This is a genomic window from Delftia sp. CH05, assembly GCF_009827015.1.
In the GTDB taxonomy this organism is placed as follows: Bacteria; Pseudomonadota; Gammaproteobacteria; order Burkholderiales; family Burkholderiaceae_C; genus Comamonas; species Comamonas tsuruhatensis.
Genome location: NZ_WUMG01000019.1, coordinates 1 through 15,134, shown reverse-complemented (window position 1 = coordinate 15,134; position 15,134 = coordinate 1). Strand labels below are relative to the sequence as shown.

The 15,134-nt window shown below is 56.2% G+C and carries 18 protein-coding genes and 1 pseudogene; 11 read left to right on the top strand and 8 right to left on the bottom strand.

The features are described 5' to 3' along the window. Nucleotides 1–281: 281 nt before the first annotated feature. The 11 genes from GRX31_RS16155 (at nt 282) to GRX31_RS16105 (ending at nt 8,392) form a co-directional block, all read left to right on the top strand. Nucleotides 282–1,409, top strand: coding sequence for a DUF6094 domain-containing protein (locus GRX31_RS16155; protein ID WP_160853627.1), 1,128 nt, complete (start codon nt 282–284; stop codon nt 1,407–1,409). Nucleotides 1,410–1,473: 64 nt separating this feature from the next. Beyond that, nucleotides 1,474–1,734, top strand: coding sequence for a hypothetical protein (locus GRX31_RS16150; protein WP_160853625.1), 261 nt, complete (start codon nt 1,474–1,476; stop codon nt 1,732–1,734). Between the two features lie 113 nt (nt 1,735–1,847). Continuing rightward, complete coding sequence (locus GRX31_RS16145) at nt 1,848–2,165, top strand: type I restriction endonuclease subunit M (protein ID WP_237426698.1); 318 nt, start codon at nt 1,848–1,850, stop codon at nt 2,163–2,165. Nucleotides 2,166–2,167: 2 nt separating this feature from the next. Continuing rightward, nucleotides 2,168–2,365, top strand: a complete 198-nt coding sequence (locus GRX31_RS16140) for a hypothetical protein (RefSeq protein WP_160853623.1) — start codon at nt 2,168–2,170, stop codon at nt 2,363–2,365. Between the two features lie 69 nt (nt 2,366–2,434). Then, nucleotides 2,435–3,379: a hypothetical protein gene (locus GRX31_RS16135; RefSeq protein ID WP_160853621.1), complete on the top strand. Its 945-nt coding sequence runs from the start codon at nt 2,435–2,437 to the stop codon at nt 3,377–3,379. Between the two features lie 86 nt (nt 3,380–3,465). After that, nucleotides 3,466–3,957 (top strand): lactonase family protein, encoded by a 492-nt coding sequence (locus GRX31_RS16130; RefSeq protein WP_237426697.1) that lies wholly within the window; start codon nt 3,466–3,468, stop codon nt 3,955–3,957. Then, nucleotides 3,950–4,204 (top strand): hypothetical protein, encoded by a 255-nt coding sequence (locus GRX31_RS16125; RefSeq protein WP_063326098.1) that lies wholly within the window; start codon nt 3,950–3,952, stop codon nt 4,202–4,204. Before GRX31_RS16130 ends, GRX31_RS16125 begins: the two co-directional genes overlap by 8 nt. A gap of 65 nt (nt 4,205–4,269) precedes the next feature. Next, nucleotides 4,270–4,872 carry a hypothetical protein gene (locus GRX31_RS16120; RefSeq protein ID WP_160853619.1) on the top strand — a complete coding sequence of 201 codons (603 nt, stop codon included), beginning with the start codon at nt 4,270–4,272 and terminating at the stop codon, nt 4,870–4,872. Between the two features lie 118 nt (nt 4,873–4,990). Beyond that, on the top strand, nt 4,991–7,378 hold the full coding sequence (locus GRX31_RS16115) for a DEAD/DEAH box helicase (RefSeq protein ID WP_160853617.1): 2,388 nt from the start codon (nt 4,991–4,993) through the stop codon (nt 7,376–7,378). Between the two features lie 330 nt (nt 7,379–7,708). Then, nucleotides 7,709–7,891 (top strand): hypothetical protein, encoded by a 183-nt coding sequence (locus tag GRX31_RS16110; protein WP_160853615.1) that lies wholly within the window; start codon nt 7,709–7,711, stop codon nt 7,889–7,891. Between the two features lie 30 nt (nt 7,892–7,921). Next, nucleotides 7,922–8,392 (top strand): hypothetical protein, encoded by a 471-nt coding sequence (locus tag GRX31_RS16105; protein ID WP_160853613.1) that lies wholly within the window; start codon nt 7,922–7,924, stop codon nt 8,390–8,392. A gap of 45 nt (nt 8,393–8,437) precedes the next feature. Here GRX31_RS16105 and GRX31_RS16100 read toward each other — a convergent pair whose 3' ends face one another. The 8 genes and pseudogenes from GRX31_RS16100 to GRX31_RS16065 all read right to left on the bottom strand — a co-directional run. Further along, a complete protein-coding gene (locus tag GRX31_RS16100) occupies nt 8,438–9,676 on the bottom strand; it encodes a type IV pilus twitching motility protein PilT (RefSeq protein ID WP_160853611.1) in 1,239 nt (412 codons plus the stop codon). A gap of 8 nt (nt 9,677–9,684) precedes the next feature. Continuing rightward, nucleotides 9,685–10,392, bottom strand: coding sequence for a prepilin-type N-terminal cleavage/methylation domain-containing protein (locus GRX31_RS16095; protein ID WP_160853609.1), 708 nt, complete (start codon nt 10,390–10,392; stop codon nt 9,685–9,687). A gap of 10 nt (nt 10,393–10,402) precedes the next feature. Further along, nucleotides 10,403–10,840, bottom strand: coding sequence for a hypothetical protein (locus GRX31_RS16090; protein WP_160853607.1), 438 nt, complete (start codon nt 10,838–10,840; stop codon nt 10,403–10,405). A 13-nt stretch (nt 10,841–10,853) separates the two neighbouring features. Continuing rightward, nucleotides 10,854–11,864, bottom strand: a complete 1,011-nt coding sequence (locus tag GRX31_RS16085) for an ATPase, T2SS/T4P/T4SS family (protein ID WP_160853605.1) — start codon at nt 11,862–11,864, stop codon at nt 10,854–10,856. A 1-nt stretch (nt 11,865) separates the two neighbouring features. Beyond that, nucleotides 11,866–13,083 carry a hypothetical protein gene (locus tag GRX31_RS16080; protein WP_160853603.1) on the bottom strand — a complete coding sequence of 406 codons (1,218 nt, stop codon included), beginning with the start codon at nt 13,081–13,083 and terminating at the stop codon, nt 11,866–11,868. 28 nt (nt 13,084–13,111) lie between these two features. Then, complete coding sequence (locus tag GRX31_RS16075) at nt 13,112–13,699, bottom strand: hypothetical protein (RefSeq protein WP_160853601.1); 588 nt, start codon at nt 13,697–13,699, stop codon at nt 13,112–13,114. 18 nt (nt 13,700–13,717) lie between these two features. Further along, nucleotides 13,718–14,803, bottom strand: a complete 1,086-nt coding sequence (locus GRX31_RS16070; RefSeq protein ID WP_160853599.1) for a type II secretion system F family protein — start codon at nt 14,801–14,803, stop codon at nt 13,718–13,720. Next, nucleotides 14,803–15,134 (bottom strand): annotated as a pseudogene (locus GRX31_RS16065) (hypothetical protein); the annotation flags it as partial. The pseudogene GRX31_RS16065 and the gene GRX31_RS16070, both read right to left, overlap by 1 nt.

Genomic DNA, 15,134 nt, shown 5'->3' with positions numbered 1-15,134 from the left:
CGCGCCCTTCGGCCTGCTCGCAGCACAACGCGGAGAGTTCCTGCAGCTGCAGGTGCTGTCCAGAAATGGAGACTTCTACCTCGGTACGAGGTCTGAGCATGGTCCATTCACACGCGAGTCTGATGAGTCCTGGAAGAGCGAGCACCAGGCCCTCTCGGCATGGAACTCCGGAATGTGGACCCAGCTGTGATCTACCAGGCAAAGCTTGCTTTGCCACCTACCAACCAGCCAGCACCAGGGATCTCCCTGGGCTGGCTTTCCTTTTTTGGGGAGAGCAGGCCATGGCCCTGATCTTCGCGCGCCTGGCGCGCAACTACATCAAAGCCGGGTACTTCCCGACCGATGAAGAATCGATTGCCCGCATTGCCCATCTGCTGCGCATGCCCAATCAGGGGAACGTGCGAATGCTGGACCCCTGCTGCGGTGAGGGCACGGCCCTGGCCGATGTGCGCCAACTGCTGACCGTAGCACGCGGTGCGGCCGCCGGCGCCGAGGCCTTCGGCATCGAGCTGGACCGCGAACGTGCGCGGCACGCCAAGCAGATCCTCGATCGCGTGTTGCAAGCCGATGTCCACGATGTCATCGTGCGGCCGCGCAGCATGGGTCTTCTGTTTCTCAACCCGCCATACGGCTACGGTGTTTCTGACCAGGCCGCGCAGCGCTCCCTGATTGACGATGCGGAAAAGGCTGAGCGACTGGAACGAACGTTCCTACGCAAGACTGTGCCCTATCTAGCCTACGGCGGTGTGCTGGTCTACCTCATTCCGCACTACGCCCTTGACGACGAGATCCGCGGTTACCTGGTTCGCAACTTCCAGGACCTGCGGGTGTTCATGGCACCTGAGCGGCGCTTCAAGCAATGCATCGTGATCGGCACCCGCTGTCGGCCCACGCATGCGACCAAGGCCGCATTGCAGCCTCTGGTGGACGCGCAGGCCTCGGAGGAGGGTGCACCCTTGCTACCGGACTCGTGGGAGCTGGAGCCCTATGTGATCCCTGCGCTGCAGGGGGATCTGGAGCTCGACTTCCATGCCGTGCAGATCGATGAGGAGCAGCTGGTCGATGAGTTGGCGAAGTTCTCTCACAGCCTGCTGTGGGAGGGCCTGCAGGGGCACTTCGCCCAGGCGACCGGCGCATGCCGGCCGCCGCTTCGTGACCTCACACCTTGGCATCTGGCCTTGGCCTTGGCCGCTGGCCAGGTCACGGGAAAGATCACGGCCGGCAACGGTCGCACCTTCCTGATCAAGGGCGACACATACAAGCGCAAGGAGCGAAAGGTCAGCATCGACGTGGACGAGAAGGGCAATGCCTCGCAGTCCACCGTGCTGCTGGACCGTTTCGTTCCCGTCATCAACGCGATCGAGCTCACGCCCGATGCGCGCCTTGGGCAGATCGTCAAGATCGCCTGATTTTTTAACCCCCTGGGGCACCGAGCCCCACAGGTCGGCTGCCTCGCATTTCAAGGAGGTGGCCATGCCACAGCAACAGCAACTGACCAATGTGGAGTTCATCACCGAACTCATGGAGTTCTCGCGTTACGGCCCGATGGTCCAGGCCTTCGTGGTGCATTGCCTTCATACGACAGCCAGAGAGATTGCCGAGCACCCTGATCCAGAGAAATTCGGCTCTGCCCTTTTCGATGGCCAGTTGTGGCAGGACATTGCAAAAGATGTCTTGAGGCAAATGGACGAAAGGTACGGGGCAAACGACCGCAATCCACCGGCGTCTGGTTGACCTGAACATTGCACGGGCCTCAGCCCTGCGTTGAGCAGGGCTGAGCAGAACTTCTTTTTTCACCCAATGGGGATAGCCCCGTTGGGGGCGTCCCTGCAACCCAGGAGATGACCATGGAAATTGATGACCTGGTGCGGCCGGCCGCCACCAACCCACACACCACACCCATTTTTCGCGTGGGTCGCTGTGTCACAACGATCGGCGTGCACGACCTCATCTGCAAAGGGGAGGTCGACCCGCACGAACTGCTACGCCGGCACCAAAGCTGCGATTGGGGCGAGATCCACACACTCGATCGTGCGCTCAATCAGCATTCGCTGGTCGATCGCGCCATGGTGATGTCCGTCTACAAGGTGGGCGATCACACGATCTGGGTCATCACCGACGCTGGTTGGCAGACGACCACGTTGTTGCTGCCCTACGAGTATTGATGATGTCCGCGATCGAGACCCTCAAGCAGATTGCAGCGTTCGATCGCCATGGCCTTACGGCCCTGGATGAATCGATGCTGGATCTGCTGGCAACCCTCCCGGCCCTGGTGCCGGACATTCTTAAAACCTTGCACCTGGCCACCGAGCTCCTGCAGTCCCTGCAGGTCCTCTCGGGGCAGCCTGGCGACAGGCTGCACTGACATCTTTTATCCACCCACCCGGGGCAGCAGCCCTCGGGGGCGGCTGTCCCATTTTTTATGGAGATAGCCATGAACCAAACTACACATCTGCCTGCTCCCGGAGCGGTTTTGTCGTTCCAGAAATGGGAAACGTCCGTGATCGAGCTTCTCGTGAAGCAGCCCAAAGGCTGTGCCCTGAAGGTGGGTCAGCACGGTGCGATTCTGCTGATACTGGGGGAGCTTATTTACCTTGAGACAGGAGACGATGTAAGGGATGGCGGCAGCTGCGATTCATCGGCCTGGGACGAAGAAAACGCTGTGTCTTGCACGCAGGCCCTGTATGCCCGAGAGCTCTTTCAGCGTTGCACGCCCCAACAGGTGGAGGCGCATGAGCTTGAGGTTCTCAGCTTCTTCCTGCAGCGGCAGTCACATCGAGATCCGACCTATACAGACTTCGCCTACTTGGCTCGTGCGGTGCTCATTCGGCATCCTGCCGGCACTGCCTTGCAAGTGCCTGGACACCTCGACTACATCCTGGTCGGTGGTCTGCTCAGCTGTATCGAGAGCCAGTCCAGCATCGACGGCATTCGCTTGCGAGATGCCAGCGACTGGTCCTCGATGGAGGCTGATCTGAAGGCACTCATTTCGCCAAAGTTCATTCAGCGGTTCACCGCCGAAGAGCTTGATGCCTACCTGCAGGAAGAGCCATCGACGTGCAGCAGGTTCGCACTGTCGGCACCCGTGGATACCACTCGCATGAGTGCACTGGAGTACGAATGCGCGGTGATGGAGCTTCTGGTCGATCAACCCAAAGGCACGGGCCTCAAGGACGAGCGTGGGGCCATCTTTCTCATCAACGGCGAGCTGATGCACGTCGCGCAGGGCAAGGAGCTCGATGATGCAACCGACTGCGATCCCGAGGCCTGGGGCGACACAGATCCAGCACCGGATCTCGAAGCCCTGGCGCGCGCTGAGCTCGTGCAGGTTTTCTCCACTGCAGACGTGATCGCTTTCGAGCGCTCTCGTTTGAACTGACCACCTTTCAGCACTGCTGAATTCAACCAAAACCGGCTACAGCCGGTTTTCCAGAGCTTGCCAAGGGGTGGGCTGCGGAAAGCCGTTTGAACCACTCAAAAACGGTTTTAGGCGCGCTGAGCCTTGAAAGCGCGCCGGTCGCAAGACCAGGCATTTTTCCAACCACCCCTGCGGGCATCGTCCCGCAAGGGCGGCGCTCGCTCTCTCAATCCAATTTGAAGGAGCATCTCATGCGTACTCACCACAACCACTCCACACGCGATGGCCACAGATTTGTCACGATCGTTGACCTGGGCGGCGCCCGGGAGCTCGACATCTGCACCCTCAAGGGACTCGGCGGCGCTTTGGAGTCCCGTGCCTCGGTCCACCTTTGCTCCGGAAACTCTCGCCGCCACGTGGTTGGTTTCAACGGCGATGGCGACTTCAATCGCCTCTTCCTTTCGTCCAGTCCCAAGCGTGTCACTGAGAAGGTGGCCCGGGAACAGCACACGCAGGTCCTGGCCCAACTCGAATCTATCAAGCTGGCCGTGGAAATGCACTATGCGGCGCAGGAACGCAAGGTGCCTGCTCATGCATGACCTCGAAGTTGCTGCGCGCGGCGTTGTGAACACCTGGGAACAGGGCAACCTGGCCCAGGCCGTCAGTGCTCTGGACTGTTCGCTGCAGGACCAGAACCAATGGCGCTTGGACTATGCAGTGGCCATCGCCCGGGCGCGCGAGATCTACTGTTCCGAGACATGCCTGATTGACACGCTTCCACTGGTGGCGCCCTCGCAAGAGGGCACTTTCGTAGCGGCGTGGCTGTGGGTGCCAAACGCTCGCTGATCCAACCTTCAACCCATGTGGGGCACGCCCCGCATGGGGCTGCTCCGTCTTCTTTGGAGCATCTTTTGACACCTCATCGCAGCCTCTACCGTATCGAAGGCTACGCGGATCTCTGGGTTGACGCGTGCCTGCGCAACGACGAAGGCGAGCTCATGTTCCTGTCGTTCTACGGCCGCGATGCCTCTGCCATGCAGTTCATCGCGGCCGCCGAGCTCGGCAGCCAGGCTGAAGCCGGCATCAGCCGCTTCAGCCTGGTCGGCGCCGGCGGCCAGCGTCAGCTGGTGGACCTCGGGCCTACCGACCGCTTGGCCAAGTTCAGCGGCCGGCTGCCCCGCCAGAACCTGTTCGGGCCGCTGAGCCACCTGTGGCTCTACGACAAACGCCTGCGTGCCCTGGACAAGGCAAATCGCATCGGCTGGGTGCTGGCCACCACTGGTGACATCGAGGCGCGAGTGTGGAGCCTTGTCAAGGAACTGGCGCCCATCGCCTTGCTCGACGCCTGGCAGCAGCCGCTGCTGGCATGGTGTCAAGACAAGGGCGCTGTGCACGAGCTCGGCCAAGGTCTCTATCCCCGCATTGGTGAACTGCGAGCGCTGCGCGTGAGCATCACCGACCACTTCATCCGGCACGTCAGTGCCGGCGTCCGCGAGCGTCAGCTCGTCGCCTGAACCTCCCGCCCGAATTCGAGCCAGGCCATGCGCCAGGCCTCGGGCACACCTTTCCACCCAACCACCAGGGCGCACCGCTGTTCCACAGCGGCGCGCCCTTTTTTCTTTGGAGCAAATCATGGAAGTTTCCACACCCACCACACCCGTCCTGGAGCAGGACACAACTACCGTTGCACCTGTTGCAGCATCGGATGCCACGGGCGAATTCGGCCAGATCGAGGGCGAGGACTTCCTGGCCGATGTGATCAGCGAGACCATCCCGCTGGGCGATTTCATCCGCGAGTTCGGCCAGGGCCTGCTGGACCAGGTGCGTGCCCAGCATCCGCCTGTGTACATGCCTGAGCGAGACCGCCAAACAAGCGTTTGGAAGGATCGCCAGGAGATCCTGCAGGGGCTCAAACGCAAGCCGTTCGACGCGCAGTCGGAGGCTGTCCAGGCCATCGTCAAGCTGCTGGCCGACCAGGGCGAGCCTGCGGCCGTGCTGAACGCCGAAATGGGCACGGGCAAGACCATGATGGCCATCTGCACTGCCGTGCTGTTGCAGCGCCTGCAGCAGCGCAATCCACGCACACTGATCATCTCGCCGCCCCACCTGGTCTACAAGTGGCGGCGCGAGATCCTGGAGACCGTGCCCGGTGCACGCGTGTGGGTGCTCAACGGCCCAGACACGCTGCGCAAGCTGCTGGCCCTGCGATCGCGCCTGGGCCTGGATACCACGCAGCCGGAGTTCTTCGTCCTGGGTCGCGTGCGCATGCGCATGGGTTTCCATTGGCGGCCGGCGTTCATGGAACGCAAGCTGCTGATTGAGGGCCAGGTGTTCTCTGCAGCGTGCTGTCCCAACTGCATGCGTCCGCTCGAATCCAAGGGGGAAGAGGGCGAGACGCTGCCGCTGTCTGCGCCTCTGGCCAAGCAGCTGCTGAGCGAACGCCGGCGCAAGTGCGACAGCTGCAGCTCCACGCTGTGGACGCTCATTCGCAGTGGCAAGCCCATCCAGTCCATGTACGACCTGGTGCTCGACGCGCTGCAGCAGCTGCCGACCATCGGGCCGGTGGCAGCCAAGCGCCTGCTCAAAACCTTCGGCGAGAAGACCTTGGCGGCCATGCTGGAGGACAACGTCTACGAGTTCGTCAACCTGATGGACGAGAACGGCGACCTGGTGTTTTCCGACCGACAGGCAAAGCGCATGGAGCGGCGCCTGGCCAACTTCGAGTTCTCTATAGGGCAGGGGGGCTATCAGCCCACCGAGTTCATCAAGCGCTATCTGCCCAAGGACTACTTTGGGCTGCTGGTGGTCGATGAGGGCCATGAGTACAAGAACGAGGGCTCTGCTCAGGGTCAGGCCATGGGTGTGCTGGCCAGCCAGTGCTCTAAAGTGCTGCTGCTGACGGGAACGCTCATGGGCGGCTATGCAGACGACCTCTTCCATCTGCTTTGGCGGATCAACCCGGCCGCGCTGATCGAGGATGGATTCAAGCCGTCTAAGAACGGCTCCATGGCTGCCGCCACGATGGGCTTCATGCGAACGCACGGCGTGCTCAAGGACGTATACAAGGAGTCGGCATCGACCTCCCACCGCACGGCCAAGGGCAAGCAGCTCACGGTGCGCACTTCCAAGGCCCCGGGCTTTGGCCCTGTGGGCATCATGCGCTACGTGCTGCCCATCACGGTCTTCCTGAAGCTGCGCGACATCGGGCAGAAGGTGCTTCCGGCCTATGCCGAGTCCTTCATCGACGTACAGATGGAGGAAGGCCAGGCTGAGGCCTACCAGGTCATGGCGCTCAAGCTCGTGCAGATGCTCAAGCAGTCCCTGGCAATGAAAGACAGCACGCTGCTGGGCGTGGTCATGAACGTGCTGCTGGCCTGGCCAGAGTGCTGCTTCAGGACCGAGACCGTCAGGCATCCCAGGACGAAGGCGCTGCTTCACCTGCAGGCGCCTGTCTTCTCGGAGACCGAGTGCACGCCGAAGGAGGGCAAGCTGATCGAGCTGTGTTTGGAGGAGAAAGCACAGGGGCGCAAGGTCCTGGTCTATTCCATCTACACGGGCACACGCGACACGACCGCCAGGCTGCGCATGCACCTGGAAGCCAGGGGCTTCAAGGTCGCTGTGCTGCGCGCCAGCGTGGATGCATCGAAGCGAGAGGACTGGGTGGCTGACCAGGTCGATCGCGGCGTCGACGTGGTCATCACCAATCCCGAGCTCGTAAAGACCGGCCTGGATCTCCTGGAGTTCCCGACCATCGTCTTCATGCAGTCCGGGTTCAATGTCTACACGATGATGCAGGCGGCCAGGCGCTCATGGCGCATTGGCCAAAAGCTCGACGTGCGCGTGATCTTCTTGGGCTACGCCGGCACCAGCCAGATGGATTGCCTGCGGCTCATGGCCAAGAAGATCACGGTCTCCCAGTCCACTTCGGGCGACATGCCCGAGTGCGGCCTGGACGTGCTCAACGACAATGAGGGCGAGAGTATCGAAGTGGCCCTGGCCAGGGAGTTGCTCACGACCTGAGCCCGCTCCAACCAGCAACAGAAACCCCCGCCAGGATCATCTTGGTGGGGGGTTCTTTTTCCGCTTGAGATATCCATGGCAAAGCCTGGTTTGTGTACGGTTTTTCGTAGCATACGCTTTTCCGTACTTTGGCCTGGTGCTTACCGGGCGCCGGTGACACCATGGCCAGACGCTCATGGTGCATGGGCCAAAAGCTCCACGTGCGCGAGATTCCTGGGTTACGCCGGCTACCAGCCAGATGGATTGCCTGCGGCTCATGGACAAGAAAATCATGGTGTCCCAGTCCTCCTGGGGGGACCTATAGAATTATTTGCTTGAAGGAGTTCTCATATGGTATTTGATGATATGAAAAAAGAGCTTAATGAACTCGTGAACTTAGTGCGTAAGAGCGAGCGCTATTGCACAATGATTGCTGCGCAACCTGAATTGGCGACTGACGCGACACATGCTCTAGAAATCGAGCGAGAGATCAGGATAGCGGAGCTATCCGTAAAATACGATATCATTTCTTAGAAAACAAGTTGTGTTACCGAAAATCTCACCATGAATAATACTAACGAAGTATCAGCCAGCGCACAAAAACTGTTGATGGAAGCTGGCTATCAGCCGAAAGCAGAATGGGTCTTCATCGAAGATCTGGTGTTGGATTTTCGCAATAAATTCGAGATGCGAGAAGACTTGGTAGCAGAGCTTGAACGATTCCTCGCTAACGGAGCATTGCCAGTCACTCGTTCCCGTTTCAAGGCATTTTTCGCGGAAGTGCAGCACCGGGAGAGGGTGAGACGGGATGTTCAACAGCAGCACGTCAATTTCACAGAGATCTATACGAAAGCGGGCATCAAAGAGCCAGACGCAGGACATGAAGCTCTTGCGTTACGGATTCGCGACCTGGAAAAGGCTGTACAAGCCTACGCCGACAGGTTGAAGTCGGCGCAGACAAAAGCAACGAAGCAGAAGTCAGAAAGCTCCTTTCCGTTTGTTGCAGGGGTTGTAGTCGGTGGAATACTGTTCTGATTTATTTGTTGTTAAGCATAGACTTCGATTGTTTATAATAGAATATCAGCTGTGATTAGATATGTCACGTAACTCTTTGATGCTTGCTGAATCATGAATGAGTGAAAGAGCGCTTGAAAGATCAATCTTCTTGTGTTTCAGAAGATATTTCAAACTCTGAACAAAAGGAGAGCTGCCAACACCTATTCGCCTTTGCTGACTCAGAAAATCTTTCTCAAAGCTCTGAAGTTCTGTGCCATCACTTTGAGGGGACAGCATTTTCTCAACTGTTTCTGCCAGCAAGGTGACACCATTTTGTTTTGCTGTGAAATCCATGATTTCAAAAGCTAACGATTTAGCGTGCGAGTTAGTAGTTGGCAACAAGGCCTGGGCCAAAACTCCTACTACATTGGTTGCAAAGGACAGCTTTTCGCCCTGCGTATCGAGAAAGCCTAGGGCTTTTCGGATTGCACCCATGGCATTGGCGGCGTGGATAGTGCCGAACACCAGGTGACCCGATTCACCAGCACGCACTGCGGCTTTCATAGTCTCTGCATCGCGGATCTCGCCAATGCTCAGAACGTCTGGTACATACCGTAGAGCTTGTTCAACTGCATTGGCATAACTGTCTACATCGTTTCCGACCTCGCGGTAAGTAAACCGCGACATCCGAGCCCTGTATATGAACTCAATGGGCTCTTCGATGATGACGATATTGGATGATCGTTGCTTATTGATCTGATTGAGCATTGCTGCAATGCTTGTGCTCTTCCCTGCACCTGTGCGCCCAGTCACCAGAACCAACCCACTGCGTGCATTGCATATACTGGAGAGTGTCTCCGGAAGGCCCAGTTCGCTCAAAGTCTCCGCTACTGGGCGCAGACACCGCAGCATCAAACCGATTCCCCCCATATCTTGCTGTTGCAACGTGCACCTAACGCGAAACGGTATCACCTCGCCTTCGGTTTTTCCTGGAGCGTCCAGCGTAATCATTGGATGAAGACATCCGTTGTTCTTTTCAAGTAGATCATTCCATTTCCCACCTGATTGCGGAGTCTGTTCCCTTTTGTAGAAGAGATTGGTGATCAGTTTGTTCAGATCGCCAGCAGTGTAGATTAGCTTTCGAGGTGATCCACCATTGCTGCTAATTTCAAAGTCAGCCCATTGATTGCTGGTAATTCTCAATCTAACAGGCTGCTCGGGCTGAATATACACATCAGTGTACATGGCCGAATCATTGTTATTAAAAATCTTGTTGATCAGGTCTGTGAAGCTATCAAGCTCGACAAATGAATTTTGTTGCATATTTCCGCCTATTTGTTCAACCTATTTGCAAATGCCTGGACCTCAGCTGAAGTAAGGAAGTCAGGTAAATTGATTTTCCAACCAGCACCGCAAGATTCATAACGATTCTGCGCACGCGATGCTATACAGGTTGACCGATCTGCGTCTGGTACAACTCCGCCATTACCTTGTGTGTATCCCGACGCTGTCAGAGCATTGTCATAAAGCTTGGGATCAGCCAGAACGATGGGAGCCGATCCATCTACTGTCGCCGAGACGATGAAGCTTTCAACTCCTCCTGTGGGCTTTGGTGGATCTTCGCGGTCGTATACGAGTTTGAAGATAGCAACCCAGCGCTCCCCGTATGGATTCAGATCACTAGTGGTCGATGGTAATGCAGCATGGAATTTCAGCATGCTGCTATCTACAGCGCACCTATGTAAAGTCGGGTCATATGTGATGGTTCCACCTTCTCCGCTCACGGTGTTCACATTGACCTTGCATAGCTTGTCAGCATCTGTTCCGTCTGTCATAGCTGCTATGTAAGCCGATCTGTTGGAGTTGAAATGCGCATCAGCAGCTATTGCGAATTGCGTCCAGTCACTGGATATGGACTTGGCCTTGGTGACTTCGTTCCCCTTTGATAAAAGGCTAAAGCTCGCCAGAAGAATGACAGAAAGCAGTGTCAATCCCACAGCAATTTCGATGAGCGCAACACCTCTGTTTTTGTTTCTCATATCATCTTTCCTACATCCGGCACAACAATGTGGCAGACTCCGCAATTTCTGCGTCTCCGACTGCATAGAAATTCTCGGTTTTCTGAACCTTTGGTCCTGATTCAGCATCTGGAAACAGTTGTGCAATGCTTGCCATAGCTTCCTCACTGATATCAGTGCAAGCGGACCACGCACCGTCTTCGCCCTTAATCACATACCAAGATGATTGCATATCGGCCAAGTTCATACCAGAAGGGGCACTCACCTTGATGTCTCGCCAATACAGTTTCTTCAGAGCGATTCTGTCACTATCGGAAAAATAATGATCCGCAGCGGTCATGAATGCTTTGTATTGCTTTATTTCTTCACTCGCGCTTATCTTTATTTCTGAGGCACCTGAATCACCCTGCGAGGATGCATAGCTGAGTATTGCAGCCAAAAAGAACGCAATGTATACGAAGATCAACATTTATCACTCGCAGTCAAGGTAAGCGAAAGCCGCCGATGGAACTTGTGACGGGTCTACCACCTGAGGCCGCTGCAATCGTTGGGGGTGTAGACGCATACAGTCGCGCATTGGCCTGTCGTTGCGCCTCTTCATTAATGCCTGAGTAGTTCCCCTGAGAAATACGCTGCTGCACGACCAATGTTTTCTCTAAGAGCTGGACTTGCAGTAGTTTGTTTTCAAGCCGCTGAAACAACAGGCCGCGTAGCAGTTGAGAAAACATCTCTATCTGTCCCTTCTCAATTCTGTCGCTGAAGCTCTGGACTGCTGTAGCGACATCCGAGGCAAAGCTGGTTGTAATGACGAGGAACCCATTTCCTGCTGCGCGCAGGGCCTCTCTTGCCGCTCCGTCTTCTCGAATCTCCCCTATGAATAGCATGGAAGGAGTGCCTACGGCTTGGGATCGCAAGACGCCCTGGAGTGCTTTTTCCCAGCTGCCTATCCCGTTCTCCCGTACTTGAGTTTGCGTGCAGTATCCTTGACCATGCCAGCCATTCAGGGGGTGTTCTACTGGCTCTTCAACCGTGTGGGCATATCCACTGAATTCAATTAAACGAGAAACGACAGTGGCTGCAGCCGTAGTGCTTTTTCCGCTGCCTGTGGGTCCACTGATCAGTATGAGGCCCCCTGTTGAATGTCGCTGGTCAAGAAGGAAGCGCTGCGACGCTTCAGAGAGCTTGGTGGGCAAGCTCTCCAATGTGGGCGCGCTCGAACGCATTTTACGGAATCGAATCCATGTTCCGTCAACAACGCTGGAGTCCAGGTGTCCACGCCAGTTATTGCCTTGAAATGAAACGGTTCCGTCTTCGAGCTTCAGTTCTGTAAAGCTTTTGGCAAGGCTGATGGCATAGTCTCGAAGCAATGGGTCCAGTTGTAGAGGGCCGGGAAACTGAATGCTTTTCTCAGGTGCAGTGAGACATACGCCCAAGTCGGAAATACCCTCAATGAGGCTGCTCAGGTCTGTTGCGGTAACGGCGTCGATGTTCATTTTATTTCAGGAGGCTGCACTCTACGGCGCTATACATAAAAACGACTTGTCCGGGCAAATTGGATTTTTCTTCGTAGTCACTTCCATACTCGAAGGATCTAAGAGTAGGCTTTCGAGTCAGCTGAAAATCCGTAGGGTCAGAATAGTTGCCTACATGTGAGAGTTGATAGTAATTGGTCACAAACGAGCAATTGTATCCACCACACTTAGGTACGGTCAGCTGGTCGTTGGATGCTTGTACCGCTATGCCATTTAGTCTTTCTTCATAGCCCCAACTACCTCCCCAGGTTGTCCTTGGTGCGGGCGAGCCGGCCCGGCCCCAAGCACCGCCATACCCAGGAACCATGCTGTCATTAGCCTCAGCATTCATATCCAAAGGAAATGACAATCCATTGGAGCCCGAGCGTGTAGGTGTTGCTGGAATCCGTGCATCCAAATACATCCACCACTTTGCAGGGCGCATTGATTCCGGCGTGCTTTCTGCCCATTGATGAATAGGCCGTTGCCAAAATGCCGGGCTGCGCGTGGTATCTCCAATGGGTGCGCTGTTGCCATCTGGATAGGTACTCACGCCCCCGTTGTGACCACTGCCGGAGGTGCCTGGATTTGCTCCACCGCCACCAGCTCCTGGTGTCGCGCTGCCGCCTTGACCAGGGGCATAGCTGGAGCCAGCTCCACCGCCGCGCCAGCCAGCACCACCACCGCCACCTGAAACTCCCGGCCAGCCCGAGCCGCCACCGCCCCCAGTGACGATGCGCACGCTGTCACCGGGCGCCACCTGGAAGTCTCCCTTCGTCACCGGAGCTTCCTGGCCACCGTTGCCCCCTGGGGCGATGACCGCCGTGCTGCCATTCAGAATGATGGCGGTGGATCCGCCACCGCCTCCGTTCGTGCCTGTGCCGCCATTGCCGCCAGCCGCTTTGTAGTAGAGCCGGATGTTCTCCAGCCCGTAGAACTCCGCGGCCTGCAGCGTGAAGCTCACGTCTGGAGATTTGATGGCCACGTAGCACTTCTGCAGTGTCTCCACACGGCCGCTGGCATTGCCGGCGCCGCCGCCACCACCGGCTTTGACCGGTGGATAGTAGGTGTAGCCCGACAGAGAGCCCGGTGTCACAAAAACAGCGTCAGCCGAGGCATAGCTGGTACTGAGGCCCAGGACGGCGATGGCGCAGGCCTGGGCGACCAGGTGGTGCAGGGCTTGGGGGGGTATCGTCCTCATTTGCATCGTGCTTCTCTGTCGTATTTGCTCAGCGGACCTGGATGGCGATCTTGGTTCCTGCCTCGGCGCAGCCCGTGGTCAGGCCCGTTTGATCCAATGTGGCCCCGTTCTTGTAGAGGTTGCCGCCAGAGATAACGCCGGCGTTGGCCGCTGCAGATGCCCCCACACGGATGGCCATGGCCACTGGCTCCAGCCGGGCCACCAGGTTCGCGCAGTCGTCCTTGTCCATGGGGGCTGCGGTACCGCCCAGCGTCATTGCGAACGTGATGCGCGAACCGTTGAGGGCCATCTGATTGCCATAGCCGTCATACAGCTGGCCAGCGTCGAACTTGATGGGATTTTTGACGATGCCAATCTTGTCCACTTCTGCGGCCGTGACACTCGTGTAGTCGTTCGCACGATTCCAGTGCTTCTGGATGTCCATGGCCAGATACAGGGCCTTCTCGCCGAGATTTCCTGCATTGATGCCTCCTTTGAGGACGCCCAGGGAACTCAGCACGATGGCGGCCACGATGCCTGCCAAAAGTGTCCATGCGGCCATTTCAATCATGGACATGCCTCGCTGGAGTTTTGCTTTAAAAGCTTGAGGCTTGAAAGAGGTGATCTGAATGCTCATATATGTTGCCTTTGAAATTTATTTAAGAGTGCCAACGATGCCGTACATGGTCACTGCGATCCACAAGATTGAACCTGCAATGGCAAGTGTTCCCAAAATGTCCGCCACCATGGCGGTAGTTTTGGCTTTTTCGATCGAGAGTTCAGAGAATTCGTTGGCGATGTGATCCAGGGATTGCCCGAAATCGGTAGTTCTTCCATAAAGACTAATAATCCATGCGTTCTCCTCTGGAAATAAATTGCATGAGGTTAATGAAACGTGAGGGGGTTTTCCTTGTTGCGTAAGTCGCTTGATATGATCGAGCTTGCTCACCATGTATCTGTCTGCGCCCTCGGAAATCGAGTTCACAGCTGTTCGAAACGGAACACCCGTTCTGAGAAATCCGCTCAGGCTTCCCAAGGTTGCAGATGAATTCAGCAACCGGACTGTGGTAAACGGCCAGATGTTTCTATCCAGGAAATTGCGCACCGGCCCGGTTAAATTTTTCTTGAGATAGTTAAACGTCCAATAAATGAAAGCAATAAATAGAAAGAAGCCAATAATGAAAGCAATGATGTGATCTGCCACAAATCCAAAACTTTGGGCTGCTTGCGTCCATCGGTGCCTTGGAGCCGCTTGCTCCATTTGCGGGATAATCTCCAGTGAGAAGTAGTAATAGATGACGGACATCATGAGTGCATACCACAGCACCCGCGAAACTCCAGACCGTATGATTTTTATGATCTCGGACTGACTGCGCGCATACTTTGCAGCTTGAAGCAAACCCAAGGAGATATTTCCCTGTTCTTCGCCACTGCGAATAATCATGGCCTCATTATTGGGGACTAATTCCAATAATACGTCTCCGAGCTTCAGGGTTTGAGCCTCTCTGCCTTCAAGCGAGACTCTTTTGCTTCCGCCGCCCTTCATTCTGCGCATCACTTCTTGAAGCAACGGATGGAGAAAATGTTTTTGCTTGCGGTACTCTGCTTCCATCTCTGATAGCGCTGCGCCGAGGGGTATTCCACCGGCAGGCCCTGTCATGGAAGCGAGCGCGCCGTATAGCTTGGCCCTGATATCCGTGGTGAGGCGGATCTGGAAAATAATTCTTTTGATGTTCTTCATCAGAATCCGTCCCTTCTGAGCATCCCAATACTGTGCTCAACATCGCGCGGATCTACGAGGCCCTGCCGCATTTTTTGAATCGCGTGAGAAAGTGCAGAAACTCCGAGGCCATATTCCACTTTTTCACCCAGCGTGGTGAGCCAGTAATCACGCGCTCCTGCTTCATCCTTTTTCTTGATGAAGCCTAAGAGCTTCTCATCGGGAATGATTATTTCTGCAATGGGTGTTCTTCCGAGGATACCTGTACCATTGCATGTTTCGCATTTGCATCCTGTATCTAACTTGTTCTCTGCGTTGATAAAATATCTGCCTTCGTTGATGAAGCGAATAT